The 16274-nt window shown below is 42.0% G+C and carries 14 protein-coding genes; 5 read left to right on the forward strand and 9 right to left on the reverse strand.

The genetic code is table 11. The features are described from left to right. Window positions 1-22 precede the first annotated feature (22 nt). From AC2TFD_RS26850 to AC2TFD_RS26870, 5 genes are all read right to left on the reverse strand, one after another. Window positions 23-1030, reverse strand: a complete 1008-nt coding sequence (locus tag AC2TFD_RS26850) for a MupG family TIM beta-alpha barrel fold protein (RefSeq protein WP_484674306.1) — start codon at window positions 1028-1030, stop codon at window positions 23-25. Then, a complete protein-coding gene (locus tag AC2TFD_RS26855) occupies window positions 1027-2391 on the reverse strand; it encodes a PTS transporter subunit EIIC (protein ID WP_484674307.1) in 1365 nt (454 codons plus the stop codon). Before AC2TFD_RS26855 ends, AC2TFD_RS26850 begins: the two co-directional genes overlap by 4 nt. A 93-nt stretch (window positions 2392-2484) precedes the next feature. Next, entirely contained in the window at window positions 2485-3339 is an 855-nt protein-coding gene (locus AC2TFD_RS26860; RefSeq protein ID WP_484674308.1) for a MurR/RpiR family transcriptional regulator, read from the reverse strand. Window positions 3340-3386: 47 nt separating this feature from the next. Beyond that, window positions 3387-4298: an N-acetylmuramic acid 6-phosphate etherase gene (gene murQ, locus AC2TFD_RS26865; RefSeq protein ID WP_484674309.1), complete on the reverse strand. Its 912-nt coding sequence runs from the start codon at window positions 4296-4298 to the stop codon at window positions 3387-3389. 116 nt (window positions 4299-4414) lie between these two features. Next, window positions 4415-5278 (reverse strand): Cof-type HAD-IIB family hydrolase, encoded by an 864-nt coding sequence (locus AC2TFD_RS26870; protein ID WP_335568704.1) that lies wholly within the window; start codon window positions 5276-5278, stop codon window positions 4415-4417. 84 nt (window positions 5279-5362) lie between these two features. Here AC2TFD_RS26870 and AC2TFD_RS26875 point away from each other — a divergent pair, with 84 nt between their 5' ends. From AC2TFD_RS26875 to AC2TFD_RS26885, 3 genes are all read left to right on the forward strand, one after another. Further along, the gene (locus AC2TFD_RS26875; protein ID WP_484674310.1) at window positions 5363-6478 is read left to right on the forward strand and encodes a CdaR family transcriptional regulator; all 1116 of its coding nucleotides are present in this window, start codon (window positions 5363-5365) and stop codon (window positions 6476-6478) included. A gap of 87 nt (window positions 6479-6565) precedes the next feature. Further along, entirely contained in the window at window positions 6566-7978 is a 1413-nt protein-coding gene (gene glcD / locus AC2TFD_RS26880; protein WP_484674311.1) for a glycolate oxidase subunit GlcD, read from the forward strand. Further along, window positions 7975-9300: a (Fe-S)-binding protein gene (locus AC2TFD_RS26885; protein ID WP_484674312.1), complete on the forward strand. Its 1326-nt coding sequence runs from the start codon at window positions 7975-7977 to the stop codon at window positions 9298-9300. The genes glcD and AC2TFD_RS26885 overlap by 4 nt, the downstream gene beginning before the upstream one ends. 581 nt (window positions 9301-9881) lie before the next feature. Here AC2TFD_RS26885 and AC2TFD_RS26890 read toward each other — a convergent pair. After that, a complete protein-coding gene (locus AC2TFD_RS26890) occupies window positions 9882-10388 on the reverse strand; it encodes a DoxX family membrane protein (RefSeq protein WP_484674313.1) in 507 nt (168 codons plus the stop codon). Window positions 10389-10635: 247 nt separating this feature from the next. Here AC2TFD_RS26890 and AC2TFD_RS26895 point away from each other — a divergent pair, with 247 nt between their 5' ends. After that, a complete protein-coding gene (locus AC2TFD_RS26895) occupies window positions 10636-12039 on the forward strand; it encodes an MFS transporter (protein ID WP_335568700.1) in 1404 nt (467 codons plus the stop codon). A gap of 20 nt (window positions 12040-12059) precedes the next feature. Beyond that, window positions 12060-13247, forward strand: coding sequence for a M20 family metallopeptidase (locus AC2TFD_RS26900; protein WP_484674314.1), 1188 nt, complete (start codon window positions 12060-12062; stop codon window positions 13245-13247). A 206-nt stretch (window positions 13248-13453) separates the two neighbouring features. On the opposite strand, the gene AC2TFD_RS26905 is transcribed toward AC2TFD_RS26900, so the two are convergent. From AC2TFD_RS26905 to AC2TFD_RS26915, 3 genes are read right to left on the reverse strand one after another with little or no spacing between them, the layout of a single operon-like run. After that, window positions 13454-14389 (reverse strand): NAD-dependent epimerase/dehydratase family protein, encoded by a 936-nt coding sequence (locus AC2TFD_RS26905; protein ID WP_484676368.1) that lies wholly within the window; start codon window positions 14387-14389, stop codon window positions 13454-13456. Between the two features lie 5 nt (window positions 14390-14394). After that, the gene (locus AC2TFD_RS26910) at window positions 14395-15318 is read right to left on the reverse strand and encodes a phosphotransferase enzyme family protein (protein WP_335568698.1); all 924 of its coding nucleotides are present in this window, start codon (window positions 15316-15318) and stop codon (window positions 14395-14397) included. Window positions 15319-15339: 21 nt separating this feature from the next. Then, window positions 15340-16257 (reverse strand): putative nucleotide-diphospho-sugar transferase, encoded by a 918-nt coding sequence (locus AC2TFD_RS26915; RefSeq protein WP_335568697.1) that lies wholly within the window; start codon window positions 16255-16257, stop codon window positions 15340-15342. Window positions 16258-16274 lie beyond the last annotated feature (17 nt).

The raw sequence follows: 16274 nt of genomic DNA on the forward strand, positions 1-16274 counted from the left end.
TGCCCCAAAGAGGCAGTTCTGTTTAAACCTGTATGAATTTTACTTTTTGACCCGGCTTTAGATAAGATAGAATCAGCCAATCGTCTTCTATCACACTTCCCACTACATTGACACGCTCATCCGCAGGGAGGTCACAAAGGGTGATTTGTACCTCGCCGCGGTATCGTCCATAAGTGTCATTATCCATCGTAATCGAACCAATTCCGCGGTGGGTTGTGTTCTCAGGGACAACAGGATCCGCACTTCTCGTATCCATGAACCTTAGAACATCTCGGGAAAAATCAGGACGGAGCTTGAACTCCCCTTCTTGAAACCCTTTAATTCGGACCTCGACACAATCATGTTGATCAAAATCGATTAATTTCCGAAGGAGATCCTCACTTGCCTCGGGATCACCGATATAAACATCCTCGATACCGTAAGCGAACAATTCCAATGCAGACATAAATGAATCCAAATCACGGTGCTCTTCTAAGGTTGGCAGCCCTTCAAATAATGGACCGCGCTTTTCCCCGTCACCTAGAATATACGCACAAACAGGAATATCCAGCTTTTTAAAAAGTTCATTTTGTTTTTGAAAAAACGAATCAGATAAACCGGTGTCCCGTCTTGGATAAAAATTATGCCATGCCAGCAGCTGGTCTGCTTTTAAACCGCCATCCAAAAGAGCACGGACTTCAGCCTCAAACAAAATACTCGCGTTCAAAGCAAGCTTGAACTCTTTTGCAAGGTTCAATATCGTTTGATTATCAAAAAAGTCATCCAGCCGCAGCCCGATTACACCTAAATTTTTCAAATCGAATAAGCTTGCTAATCCCAAATGCGATGGTGTTCGCAGCGACACATCCGCATAAACCTCTATGCCGCATTCCTTCGCTTTTTGAAGCAGCGTCATTGCACGATGGGCTAAATCCCCGGATTCTTCTGGAATGTGAAGCGAGGTAAATGCCCGCTTCACACCCATTTTTCCAGCCATTGTAATTCGTTCTTCTGCTAAAGGATCATTGAGATAGAAGGAAATACCGATCAATCGAATTCACCAGCCATCTCATCTTTGAAACCGAAGAGATACGTAAACACAAATCCTGCTGCATAGGCAATTAATACCCCAACTAAATAAAGTAGAACTTGACCTGTTACCACAATGAAAGCAAGTGGCAGACCAGATACCCCGATTGCAATTGTTGCAATACCAAATGCTGCTTGGAACGCACCGCCGACACCGGCACCTAAACATGCTGTTAAGAACGGACGGCCTAATGGAAGCGTAACACCGAAGATTAACGGCTCGCCGATTCCAAGAATACCTGCTGGCAGACCACCGCCAATTGCTTGTTTTAAACGTTTTTTCTTTGTTTTAACATAAATCGCAAACGCAGCACCGACTTGCCCTGCTCCACCCATTGCTAGGATTGGCAGAAGTGGGTCATCACCAATTGTATTAATTAACTCTAAGTGTATTGGTGTTAAACCTTGATGTAAACCAGTCACAACAAGCGGCAGGAAGGTAGCACCAAGAACAAATCCGGCGACTGCACCGCCCATATCAAGTAATGAAGTTAAACCTTTTGTAATGACGTCTGATACGAAACCACCAAGCGGCATAAATACAAGATACGTAACAATACCAGTAACCAATAAAGCCACAGTTGGTGTAACGAATAGATCAAGAGAAGTTGGAACAAACTTACGTACTCGTTTCTCAACTAAAGCGATAAAGATTGCTGCAAACAGGACTCCAATTAAACCCCCGCGGCCAGGAAGTAAATCGGTGCCAAACAAATGGATGCCTGCAACCGCTGGGTTAATAATTAAGATACCAGCAATCGCACCAAGCGCTGGTGAACCGCCAAATTCCTTCGCTGCATTCGTACCTACTAAAATACCAAGATAGCCGAATAATCCGCCGCCAATTACAGATAAAATCGTTGCAAGCTGTGAATCACCTGCTAACCAGCCGGCTTGGACAATCGCTTTTGTAATCCCCGTAATTAATCCTGATGCCACAAGGGCTGGGATTAACGGAATAAAGATACCAGCGATTTTTCGTAAAAACAACTTAAATGGTGTGGCATTCTTTTTATTAATTTCAGACTTCGTGCTTGCGGCTCTCTCTTTTAAATTGATTCCGCCTGAAGCATCTATCAACTTACCAAACTCTTCTGTTACCTTATTTACTTTTCCAGGTCCAAGAATGATTTGAAGGGTTTCTTCTTCTACCACTCCAAGAACTCCGTCTATTTTCTTTAGAGCTGCCTTATTGACAACAGACTCATCATTCGGTGTTACTCGAAGTCTGGTCATACAATGCGTGTAGTTGCCAATATTTGTGGAGCCGCCTAATTGTTCGAGAATCTTTTCCGCTAAAACTTTATTATTTTCTCCAGCCATTTCATTTCCCCTACTCTCTGTTGTAATGTTTTATTTTGATGCACGTGAACAATTTCCCCAGTCAACACGGTGTTCACATCACCCCCTGCAAGGCTAATTCCCTTCTTTAATAAAGCGAATTGCTTCTCTTGTCTGGTCAATCGCTTGAATACTGTGCTCATATTGAACGGTTGCCATTGATAAAAACAAAATATCAATCAAATATAACTGAGCTAAACGTGATGACGTCGCCCCGCTTCGGAAAGGCGCTTCCCCTGAATAAGAGGTGAAAAGTTTGATATCAGCTAACGAAGAGACGGCGGATTGTCCGTATTTTGTTAGACTAAACGTTTTCACACCGCGCTCCTTTGCCAATGCCATCACTTTAATGACCTCAGCTGTTTCTCCTGAATGCGAGATACCAAACACGACATCATCTTTTCCTGCATTGGCAATAATGGTGGCAACAAGATGGGTATCTGTAAAAGACGTCGCATTTTTTTGAATCCGCAGGAATTTCTGCTGAGCATCCTTTGCAATAATATTCGAGGCACCAATTCCGAAAAAGTGGACATTTTGAGCAGAAAGCAAGGTCGTGACCGCACGTTCCAATTCTTCAAAATTGATGATTTCCTCTGTATCACGGATACTTTGAATACTATTACTCGTTGTCTTCTGAGCGATGGAAAAATAGGTTTCACCAGGTTCAATGTCACGATACCCTTGTTCTGCTGGTTTCACTAAATCCCCAGCAATTCGAACCTTTAAATCCTGAAACCCATTTAATCCAAGTGACTTACACAAGCGGATAACCGCTGCCCCGCTTGTTTTTGCTTGAACACCGATATCATTGACAGTACTATTTAATATACTTTGAGGGTGGTCAAGGATGTATTGGGCAATTTTCCGTTCAGAAGCTGGAAGCTGTTCAAGCATATTTTGGAGCATTTTTAATCCGCCTGCTGCCACATAGATTCCCACCTTTTCTTTGGGCTGTTTTTCTAAAGAAAACAGCTTTATTTTTGAACATTTTGGATTGCGACCTTCACATAACCATTTGCTTCATCCAACAACTTTTCTGCTTGCTCTTTGGTTGTATTTGCTTTAATCATGACAATCGCTGTTTTTACTTGAAGATCAGCCTTTTCAAGGGTTTCTAGTGCAGCTTCATAGGAAACTCCGGTAATCTTTCGGATAATCCCAATCGCACGTTCCTTCAACTTTAGATTACTAACCTTCACATCTACCATTAAGTTCTCATACGCTTTCCCTAAAAGAATCATTGATGAGGTAGAAATCATGTTCAAAATCATTTTATGAGCGGTTCCAGACTTCAAACGGGTGGAACCTGTCAGGACCTCTGGACCGACAATAACCTCAATCGCTTGGTCGGCCTCTTTACTAATCGCTGCATTTTTATTACAAGAAAGGGCGACCGTTTTAGCACCAATGCTTCGTGCATAGCGAAGGGCGCCAATAACATAGGGAGTCCGTCCGCTGGCAGCAATTCCAATGACTGTATCGTTTTCCGTAAGTCCTAAATTCTTCAAATCACTGACACCGAGTTCTGGATCATCTTCAGCTCCTTCAACCGCTTTCAAAAAGGCGCCTTCTCCACCAGCCATCAATCCTTGGACCATTTCAGGTTCAGTGCTGAAAGTTGGCGGACATTCAACGGCGTCAAGCACGCCTAATCTTCCGCTCGTACCGGCGCCTAAATAAATCAGGCGGCCTCCCTTTTTAAAGGATTCAAATACGAACTGAACTGCAGCCTCTACTTCTGGTAATACCTCTTTGACTGCAAGTGCTACCAATTGATCTTGTTCATTCATGATTCGTAATATATCGACGGCCTTAGCCGTATCTATCTGCATGGAATTTTCATTTCGGGATTCGGTTGTTAATAATCCGAGATTTTCTTCAATCATTGCCTTCTCCTCCTGTGGGGTTTTTCTAGATGTAAGCGATTACTGTACTCATAGTATAACTTGTTTGAAATTGTATTTCAATACTTTTACTAAAAAAGTAAAATTAAATTTCAAGACTATTTTAGTAAATAGCGACGGATTGCCTGTGCAACACCCGCTTCATCATTACTGCCCGTCACCACGTCGGCAGCTTCCTTCACTTCTTTTGGAGCATTTTCCATCGCAATCCCAAGCCCTGCTGCAGTAAGCATCAAGGAATCATTGTAATTATCCCCAATCGCTGCCACCTGTGACATCGGGATATCAAGCTGCTGTGTTAGTTTAATCAACGAGGAAGCCTTGCTTACCCCTGCCGGCGAGATTTCGAGATTAAGAAAATTAAGGCTACTGCTAACTTCCATTCCCCCCACTTGCTTAGCGATCACCTTTGAAAAATCAAAAAGCCTATCTTCTTCATCAAATACTGCAATTTTCGTAATCTTCGGTTGAGTGGTCGTAAAATACGTATTTAAATCCTCTACCGTCTTTACCTGGCATTTGCCCCGTACCCGCACAAGTTCTTCTACCCGTCCGCCTGTTTTTTCCAGGGGTAGAATATTATTCTCAATCCATCTTTCATTCCATTTGGTTACGGCTGGAACGAGGAGTGTTTCCCCTTCGTAAAAATGAGCATAAATCTTTTCCCCTTGACATAATTCCCAGAAACTCAGCAAATGGTCATGCTGAAACACAGATTGCTCGACGATTTCACCATGTTCATTAAGCGTAAATGCCCCATTATAGGCAATGGTTGGTTCCCCTTTTAAGCCAATCGTATCGGCAATCCAGCGTGTGGAACTGGGCGAACGCCCGCTGCAGATAACCACTCTTCCACCTTTTTGGCGGAACTCATGAATGGCTTCGATATTTTCCACATCAATTTCTTTTTGCTCATTTAATAATGTTCCATCCAAATCAGTCGCTAACAATTTATATTTCAATTTACTCTCCCCTTTGTATTATTATTTCATTATGATTATAGATATGTTTAAAATAATTTTTCAACATAAAGGATGGTGCTGAGCATGCTTCAACCTGAACTCGCAGAAAAAATCGTCACCGAAGTTCAAAGATTAATGTCAGAAGAAATCATTGTCGTGAACACAAACGGCATCATCATGGCCAGTACAAACCGGAAAAGAATTGGTACCTTTCATGAAGGAGCCTTAATCACATCCCAACAGCAGAAAAAGCTGATTATCACCGAAAAAGAAACCGTTAAATTAGAAGGGGTTAAAGCTGGAATCAATCTCCCGATATTTTTTCAAAAAGAAGTAATTGGTGTCATTGGGATTACCGGTGACCCTGAAACTGTCACCCCTTTTGGTGAAATCATCCGCAAAATGACCGAGTTGTTAATTCGTGAAAATTATTATGGTGAACAGTTTGATTATCATTCCCGAGCGATGGAAACCTTTGTCCTAGAGTGGCTGCAGGCAAAGGAACACAGCCCTGACTTGCTTGAGCGAGCTAGAGCGCTGGGTATTGATCTTGAACTCAATCGAACAGCCGTCATCATCGAGTTTGAACAAAGTCCTTTATCTAGAGTGGTGTGGTCTTCGATTTTGAAGTCCTTTTCGCAAAATAAAAATGATGTCTTAACCCGGTCAGGAAATGTACGGATTATCGTCTTAATCGATTGTTCACATGCTATAACCATAAAAAATCGGCTGGAGAGCTTTTTCAATTTCATCCAGTCAAGTTTTGGGATTTGTGCTTATGCCGGTGTCGGTCAATGTGCGGTCCCCTCTAAGCTTCATGATTCCTATGCACAGGCTGAACGAGCATTGAAACTGGCAAGAAGAAAAAAAAGTATTGTTTTAGATGAGGAATTAACCCTTGAAATGGTGACGGGGGAACTGACGGAAGAAACAAAGACTGAATACGTTCACCGTACCATTGGACCGATTTTAAAGGAAAAGGACCTTTTGGAAACGTTAGCTGAATTATTTAGACAAAATCATTCTCTAAAAAAGACAGCTCAGTCGTTGCACATCCATATCAATACACTTCATTACCGTTTGAAAAAAGTCGAGGATCTGACCAGGTTAAATCCAACGAGCATTCATGATTTGTTCTCTCTGTATCTGGCTACTCTCTTTTTGGATGAACAACCAAAAATTCTTAAAGATTACAGTTAATTTTTAGATGATTATCCATAGCGGGCAGAGGCCTGCTTTTTTATACTTTAAGTAGTATGAAAATAGTGGGTAAATGGGGGAAATAGCATGCTCTCGAATGAAATAAAAGAAAAATTAATTACGATTGTCACTAAAAATAACTTTGATGATTCTAAAATTGAACGTTTAGCCTATAGCTACGATGCCACTCCGAACTATCAGTCGATGCCAGATGCCATTGTCAGTCCTCGAAACGCTGAAGAGGTATCGAAGATTTTGAAAATCTGCAATCAATACAAAATTCCGATTGTCCCGCGCGGATCTGGTACCAATCTTTGCGCTGGAACCTGCCCAACAGAGGGCGGGATTGTTCTTCTTTTTAAACATATGAACAAAATTCTTGAAATTGATGAAGAAAATTTAACCGTTACCGTTCAGCCCGGGGTCGTTACCTTGGATATGATTAATGCCATTGAAGAAAAAGGTTTATTCTATCCACCCGATCCAAGTTCAATGACAATCTCTACCATCGGCGGTAACATCAATGAAAACTCAGGCGGTTTGCGTGGTCTCAAATATGGCGTTACCAGAGATTATGTAATTGGGCTTGAAGCAGTTTTAGCAAATGGCGATATCATCAGAACCGGTGGAAAGCTGGCAAAGGATGTGGCCGGATATGATTTGACGCGTCTATTTGTCGGCTCAGAAGGAACGCTTGGCGTCATTACCGAAGCGATCTTGAAACTCGTTCCTATGCCGGAAACCCGGAAAACGATGCTGGCTCTTTATCAAGACCTAGGTGCTGCCGCTCGTTCCGTTTCAAAGATTATTGCCAATAAAATCATTCCAACCACTCTTGAATTCCTTGATCAAGCAACATTAAAGGTAGTGGAAGATTATGCTCAAATTGGGCTGCCGACAGACGTCCAAGCGGTACTGCTAATCGAGCAGGATGGTCCACCTGAAGTGGTTGAACGTGATATTCAAAAGATCGCAGAAGTATGCAGGCAGGAACATGCGGTATCGATTCAAATTGCTGCAACTGAAGAGGAAGCCATGGCGCTTACAACAGCAAGACGTGCAGCACTTTCAGCGGTAGCACGGTTAAAGCCGACAACCATATTAGAGGATGCAACTGTCCCGCGTTCAGAAATTGCCAATATGGTAAAAGCCATCAATGAAATCACCGAGAAATATCAGTTAACCATTTGTACCTTTGGTCATGCGGGTGACGGTAATCTTCATCCAACCTGTGCAACGGATGCACGAGACCATGAGGAAATGGAACGCGTGGAAAAAGCATTCGCGGAAATTTTTGAAAAGGCGATTGAATTAGGCGGAACCATTACCGGAGAACACGGTGTTGGAGCGATGAAGGCACCGTATCTTGAATGGAAACTGAAAAAAGAAGGGATCGCTGCCATGATGGGAATTAAACAGGCCTTCGATCCAAATAACATCATGAATCCAGGCAAAGTATTCGCGAAAGACAGCAAGAAACGTGTGGTGATTACTAGATGACAACATTACTTGAACAAGAAAAGATTCAAGAACAATTTAAAGAGCGGATGAACGAAGATGAATTACTGAACTGCATGCGCTGCGGTTTTTGTCTGCCAACCTGCCCAACCTACATTGAATCAGGTTATAAAGAATCCCATTCTCCTCGCGGCCGCATTGCAATGATGAAAGCGGTTGTTGACGGAATCGTGGAACCGGATGAGGATTTTGAACGTTCACTCGACCTCTGTCTCGGATGCCGGGCATGCGAACCGGTCTGCCCTTCAGGTGTCAATTATGGCCACCTACTAGAAGAAGCAAGGGATATCATCAATCAAAACAAAAAACACTCGCTGCCAGTGCGAGCGGTGAGGAAAACGGTTTTTGAAGGGTTATTCCCACACCAGAACCGCATGCGGACGATGGTTGGCCTGCTTGGGTTTTATCAACGTTCAGGGATACAAACCCTAGCACGCAAAACAGGTTATTTAGGGCTTTTACCTGACAATTTAGCTACCATGGAAAAGGTGCTTCCTAAAGTTCCAACGATGAAAGAAATGAAAAACAGACCGGAACAGCTGCCAGCATTGACGGAAAAAGTCCATCGTGTTGCATTTTTTAGCGGTTGTTTAATGGATACAATGTTCATGAAAACAAATGACGCTACCATGAAATTATTGCAACTTGCTGGTTGCGAAATCGTGATTCCGAAGCAGCAAACCTGCTGTGGTGCCTTGCACGGTCACAGCGGTGAAAAGGATGCGGCGAAAGAGCTTGCGAAGAGAAACATTGCGGCATTTGAAGACCTGGGTGCCGACTTTATTATTACCAATGCTGGAGGCTGCGGTGCATTCCTCGTTGATTATGATCACCTGCTGAAAGATGACCCTGATTGGAGCAAACGGGCAGTGGCCTTCAAGGAGAAAATAAAGGATATTTCAGAAATACTTGTTGCGGTCTCTTTTCATAAAAAAGTGAAATTAGAGCTCTCAGCTCAGGTCATTACTTATCAGGATTCCTGCCATTTACGAAATGTGATGAAAACAGCTTCTACTCCAAGGATTTTGCTGCAGTCCATTCAAGGGGTGAAGTATCAGGAAATGAAAGACGCCGATCGCTGCTGTGGCTCTGCCGGCATCTACAACATCGTCGAGTCCGAAATGTCGATGGTTATGCTCGACTACAAAATGGTCCAGGCAAAAGCAACCCACGCGACGACGATTGTTACGGCGAATCCAGGCTGCCTGCTGCAAATGCAGCTGGGAATCGAGCGCGAAGGTTTATCTGATAAAATGCGTGCCGTTCATATCGTGGATTTGTTGGCGGAAGCAGTTAGGCAATAGAAGATAGAAAAGACGATATATCTGCGATAATTCAGTTATATCTGCTTTAATTGAAATATATCTGCGTTAAATCCATTATATCTGCGTTACTCATACTCTAACCTAAAAGAAAAGACGATTCGCGGGGGAACGAATCGTCTTTTTTATACTATATATCTGCGATTCGAGGGGGACGAATCGGTTAGTATTACTCGCTATCCGCCAGTATTCCCGGCTATCCGCCAGTATTTCTCGCTATCCGCCAGTATTTCTAGCTATCCGCCAGTATTTCCGGCCATCCGCCAGTATTTCTAGCCTTCCGCCAGTATTTCTCGCTATCCGACAGTATTTCTCGCTATCCGACAGTATTCCCGGCTATCCGCCAGTATTTCCGGCTATCCGCCAGTATTTCTCGCTATCCGCCAGTATTTCCGGCTATCCGCCAGTATTTCTCGCTATCCGCCAGTATTTCCGGCTATCCGCCAGTATTTCCGGCTATCCGCCAGTATTTCCGGCTATCCGCCAGTATTTCTCGCTATCCGCCAGTATTTCTAGCTATCCGCCAGTATTTCCGGCCATCCGCCAGTATTCCTCGCTATCCGTTATGCAGTTGCTTTTACTTTGTCTTTTCCTACTGTTTTGCGGATGAATGGTACCACCCAGTGGTCTAAACCGTAACGGCCTGCGTTGTAACCTGCTGTCAAGATGATGAAGCCTAAGAAGATATCCGTTGGGTTATGAGAAACAGTTCCTGCTAAGAAGAAGCTGAAGTTCATTACTAAACCAAAGAACATTGCTGCTGTTGTTAAACATCCAAGCATTAGACCTAATCCGATTAGTGTTTCGCCCCAAGGAACGATGAAGTTAAAAACATCAATGTTTGGTAAGGCAAAGCTTTCTAAGAAGTGAACATACCAGCTGTAAACCACGCTGCCGTCAGGACCTTTTACTGGATTTGCTACTGCATTTCCTAGGAACCCAGAAGCGTCGAATGCACCGCTCTGTAATTTCCCAAGTCCTGCAGAGAACCAAGCGTAACCAAGATATAAACGAATAATAGTTAAAATAGCTGCAGAGATCTTATTTTCTCTTAAAAAATGATTGAACATTTTTCATTCCTTCTTTCAAATTTATCTTGCTCTCTATACTTACACTATACTCGTTTATACCGTTTCAAACATCACAATGTGAATATGTTCACAATATGTTAAAAATGTTTTGACAAAAATTTGAACAGTCCATTCTTATTCAATCTGAATTTATTCAAAGAGGAAAAAACATCAGTAGTTCCCTTAATCTTCATGTTCTAATATCTCCTCCGATATGGAAAGATAAAATAACTAAGGAGGTAGAACCATGGAAAACAGTTATAAAGGAACAAATAAATTGATCATAGGGATTGTTTTCGGTGTTATCACGTTTTGGTTATTTGCTCAATCTTTAGTCAATGTGGTACCTGCCGTTCAAAAAGATTTAGGAATTTCCCTAGGGACTTTAAATATAGGTATCAGTTTATCAGCATTGTTCTCAGGTATATTTATTGTAGCAATGGGTGGTTTAGCTGACAAAATAGGCCGAAAAAAGATTACCAATATTGGACTGATTTTAAGTATCATTGGTTCTCTATGTTTAGTTTTAGCAAATGGAGCCGTTCTTCTCATTATTGGCCGGATTATCCAAGGTTTCTCAGCAGCATGTATTATGCCAGCAACGATTGCTTTAGTAAAAACTTATTACGAAGGCGCAGATCGCCAGCGGGCACTTAGTTACTGGTCGATCGGTTCTTGGGGTGGATCCGGTGTTTGTTCATTTGCAGGTGGATTAATTGCAACCTACTTAGGCTGGCGATGGATCTTTATTTTCTCGATTATTTTTGCCATTCTTGGTTTGTATTTAATTAAAGATACTCCAGAGAGTAAAGCAGAAACGTCAGGAAAATTCAAATTCGACTATACTGGATTAGGTATCTTTATTGTTGTCATGCTGGCATTAAACGTTTTAATTAACTATGGGTCTGATTTAGGGTGGACAAGCCCCATTTCCATCATTTTAGCAGCCGTGACAGTGGTTGGGGCATTCATCTTCGTCAAGGTAGAGAAAAGTAAAAAAGTGGTGCTGATCGATTTCTCTTTATTTAAAAATAAGCCATACTCAGGTGCAACTTTCTCAAACTTCCTACTTAATGCCATTGCAGGTACAATGGTTGTTGCCAATACGTATGTACAAGTAGGCCGGGGATTTACTTCCTTCCAAGCCGGGATGTTATCACTTGGATACTTAGTCGCCGTTTTAGCGATGATTCGTGTTGGGGAGAAAATTCTACAAAAAATTGGTGCTAAAAAACCGATGATCTGGGGAACGATTATCACGACCATTGGCGTGGCCATTATGGGCTTAACGTTTTTACCAGATTTACCATATACCGTTGTTGTATTTATTGGGTACGCATTATTCGGACTAGGTTTAGGGATTTATGCCACACCATCTACTGATACTTCCGTAACAAATGCTCCATCTAATAAAGTGGGAGAAGCAGCTGGGATTTATAAAATGGCAAGTTCATTAGGAGGCGCTTTTGGAGTGGCGATTTCTGCTACTGTTTATAACGTCATATCTGCCAATAACGTCGATGTTGGTGCAACATGGGGGATTATTACAAATGTTCTCTTTGGAGTATTAGCACTGCTTTCTATCATCTTTATGGTTCCTAAAAATGCAGGGAAAGAAGATCCTGAAGCAATTAGTAAGAAGGCCGCATAATTTCAATGGAGGAATTAACAATGAAAAATAAATTAATGCAAATGCTCGAAGAACGTAAGGATGAAATCATTCAGATTCGCCGTCATCTTCATGAAAATCCTGAACTTTCTTTTAAAGAAGAAAAAACAAGTAAATATATTGAGGAGTTTTATAAAGGCAAGGATGTACAGGTTGATACAAAGGTAGGCGGAGGCTATGGAATTATTGTCACCATTAAAGGAGGGAAACCAGGAAAAACAATTGGTCTCAGAGCTGATTTCGACGCACTCCCAATAGAAGAAGAAACAGACTTACCGTTCAAATCGAAAAATCCTGGTGTTATGCATGCCTGCGCACATGATGGGCATACAGCATACCTGCTAGTTCTAGCAGATTGTTTGATTCAATTAAAAGCTGAAATCCCTGGTACGATTAAAATTGTCCATCAACCAGCAGAGGAAGTTCCACCAGGTGGAGCCATCGGCATGATCGAATCTGGTTTATTAGATGATTTGGATAATATTTTCGGTATTCACTTATTACCACTTGGACCAGCTGGTAAAGTAGGGTATAACAGTGGGTATGTATTCCCAGGTCGTGCGTACTTTAAGTTGAAAGTCCAAGGTGTCGGCGGACATGGCTCCTCCCCACATTTGGCAAATGACGCCATCGTCGCAGGTGCACACTTTGTCACAGCGGTTCAAACAGTGGTGAGCCGCCGGTTGAATCCATTTGAAGTCGGTGTCGTTACCATAGGTTCATTTGATGGAAAAGGAACCTTCAATGTCATAAAGGATAGCATTGAAATCGAAGGCGATGTTCGTGGAATGACGGAAGAAACGCGAGCAAAAATTGAAAAAGAAATTAGCAGGATTGCAAAAGGCATTGGAGAAGAATTCGGTGTGACATGCGAGTTAACCTATACACCCGACTATCCGCCGCTATACAACGATCCCGAATTGACAGAATTGGTTGCCTCTTCTTTGAAAAAGGCAAACGACAAAGACATTGTGGACGTTCAAGAATTCCCGCCAATGTCTCCATCAGAAGACTTTGCGCATTATGCAAAAAAATTCCCAGCATGCTTCTTCTATATTTGCTGTACACCAAAAGGGGTGGAAAAACCATACTTCAACCACCATCCTAAATTTGATATCGACGAAGATGCCCTCTTAGTCGCAGCAAAAGCAGTCGGAACAGTCGTTTGCGGGTATTACAATTTAGAATAAGATAGACATAAAAAAGACCATGTTATTTATCTATATGGTCTTTTTTGCTAAGGCTCTTTTCTTAAACTTTGTTGTTTTTTGCAGAAAATAGATTAAATTTTATAAGAAAAGAGCCTGCAAACTAGATTCTAGAGCACAAAATAACTATTTCCATGTTAAAATCGGCTTTAAGATTTTAACAACAATCATTACGGAAACAGCCTTTGCTAGTTAAAATACCTACGATACCATTCAATGGTTTTGCTTAATCCAGAATCAAAGTCATAAACTGGTTTCCAGCCTAAGAGATCCCTAGCTTTTTTTGCAGATAAGTAATTTTGTTTATTTTCGTAACGAGTTTGATTTTGCATGATAGGCTGTAAATCGCTCTTCATCATCTCTAAAACCCGCTTTACTACTTCTTGGATCGTTAGCGGCATTTCGTAGCCAAAATGAAACGCTTCGCCTTCTGCCTGACCTTCTTCCATTTTTCCAGCTATAAATAAATGAGCTCTTACCGCATCCTCGATATAAAAAAAGTCCCGTACCAAGCCTCCATTACTGCGAATCACGGGTGCTTCATTTTGTAGAACTGCCCGAATGGTTTGTGGAATGAGTCTTGTAAAATGGTAATCTCCGCCCCCATATAAATTTCCACAGCGAACGATACATACCGGCAGTTGATACGTATGATAATAACTGTTGGCAATTAAATCGGCACAGCTTTTCGAAACATCATAGGGATGCCTTCCGTTTAAAAGCATGGATTCCACATAAGGCGGGACAGCCAAATCACCATACACTTTTTCACTGGAAGTGACAATCACCCGTGCAACTGATGTTTGCCGGCAAGCCTCCAGTATATTCCAGGTTCCGCGAATATTGGTTTCAAAGGCTCCGACAGGGTTCGTTTGAGCTTCTCCTACAACTGCCTGTGCTGCCATATGAAAAACAGTATCAATCTTATAATCTTCAAGCGCCTTTTTTATCACATCGAAATCAGCCAAGCTCCCATAAGCCAGATTTATTCCTTTAAAAGAAGAGGGTGTTCTGACCAAGCCCGTAACATTTGCGCCTAAGCGAAGCAATTCCTCGACCAAATGTCTACCGACAAACCCGGTGCATCCTGTCACAAATACGTTTTTATTTTTCCAGTTATGCACTGCCATCATGCCCCTCTTATGCAGAATCCCTGAACAGTTTTCCTGCCTTTGTCCGAGATTAGCCACTCCATTTGTACCTTATTTCTAGCAAACTTAAAGTCTCCTTGGTCCACAAGGATTGCAAAGTACAAACCAATCCTGACGATAAGATTTGGCAGCACGCTGATTTCCTGTTTTGTCAACCCGCCATAGCCTTTCAGAAATGCCTGACACAACACTTTATTACGTTTCTGTATGAGAAAAAAGTAAAGGGCATAGGCAACGTCAAAGATCCGTTCACCCCGCTGCAAGGTATCAAAATCCAAAAAACAATGAACCTCGTTATTCTCCCTATACAATTGATTCGATGGGTTCCAATCTCCATGAATGATTGTCTTCGGGAGATTACTAGTGTCGATGACATGAGGGTGCAGCATACGAAATAAATTATCGATGGCCGTCCCCTTATGACTGGGCAAGGTATGCCCTTCTTCTTGCAAGCTTTTCATGATGGAAGTAGGATCAAGCTGGTAATAATGGTAAACACCGGTTGATTTTGGACTTTCCTTAATGCTAGCAAGAGTTCCGTGTATCCGGCGGAGCATTTTACCACTATGATAGGCTTGTTCAGGGACCGATAGAAAACGATTGGCTTCTACAAAGGGAGTAATCTGCACGATAAACTCCTTATACCTTGCATATGGTAAGCCGTTCTGATTCAAGAGTGGCAGTAAGGCAGGTGCCCCGGCCTTAGAAAGCTCGGAAACAATCGAATAAGCATACTGCAGCTGATCTTCTTCTACCTCCTTAAGGAAGATACGAACTACATATTTACCCTTGCTGGTACGAATCTTTAGATTCGCATTAATATAACCGCCCCCAAGAAGGTCCTCAACCTCTAACAAACGGCCAATTTTATATTCCCTGCAAAGTCGTTTAAGGTCTTTCACTTTCCCCCCTCCCTTTCAAAATTACCAATACTTTTGTAAATCCTCCTTTGTTGCAAATCCGTCAAAAAGAGGCTCCACTTCCCTAACCTTCGTCACAAGCTGTGTAAGGATATTTTGATAAATCGTGAAAACAAACGGTGTATTTTCGTGTGTCCCGTGGACAATTTCCACCTTATTATCTTGATTTATGACTCTAACACCACTAAAGTGATAAAAGATAAGAGGAGTTCGGTCGATGAAAACTTGGCCATTTTTTTCAAAAAAAGTATATTTTCGATAATTCCAGATCCCAACATTCACGCCAGCGGTTGTAATATCACAGATGTTTGAGAATAACTTCGGCATCTCATTTAAATACCGTTGATCACCAAAGATTCCCTTTCGCGGGTCGATTCTACATGCTTCCAAGGTCTTTTCCCTCCACCAGGCTAAACATGCCGTCCCCATCTTATCACGCTTAAAGCTGATAAATCCCGAGTTGTATTCTCCTGTTAGTCTTTTCAACCTTTTGACGAAATTACCTTTCCAATCAGGATGGTATTTTTCTTCTCTTGATAATAAAACAGAACAATCTGGCTGCACATTAAAAATCAATTCTGGGTCGTCCCAAAAATATAAATCGGAATCCATAAAGGTTACCCGCATCACTTCAGGGTTTTTCTGAAAAATCGTTTCCAGCCATAGCGCTTTTAATGACCAGCAATATTCATGGATTCTCCTCTCCTTTTTTAAAGCTAAAATATCCTCACCCAGCTCTTTATCACGGGTTGCGATGACATGATCCCAATTCAACTTTTTCAGGAGATTGTAGGTTTCTTTATCGACACAGAGGACATGAAAACGAAATTCTCCAGCTCTGACTTTATTCAAAGAGGAAATGAGTGCAAGAAACTGATACAACCTGCTTTTTGTCATTATCGTGCAGTAGACACTTTCCATACCTTATACACCTCATT

This window comes from Neobacillus sp. plas4, from assembly GCF_057221695.1.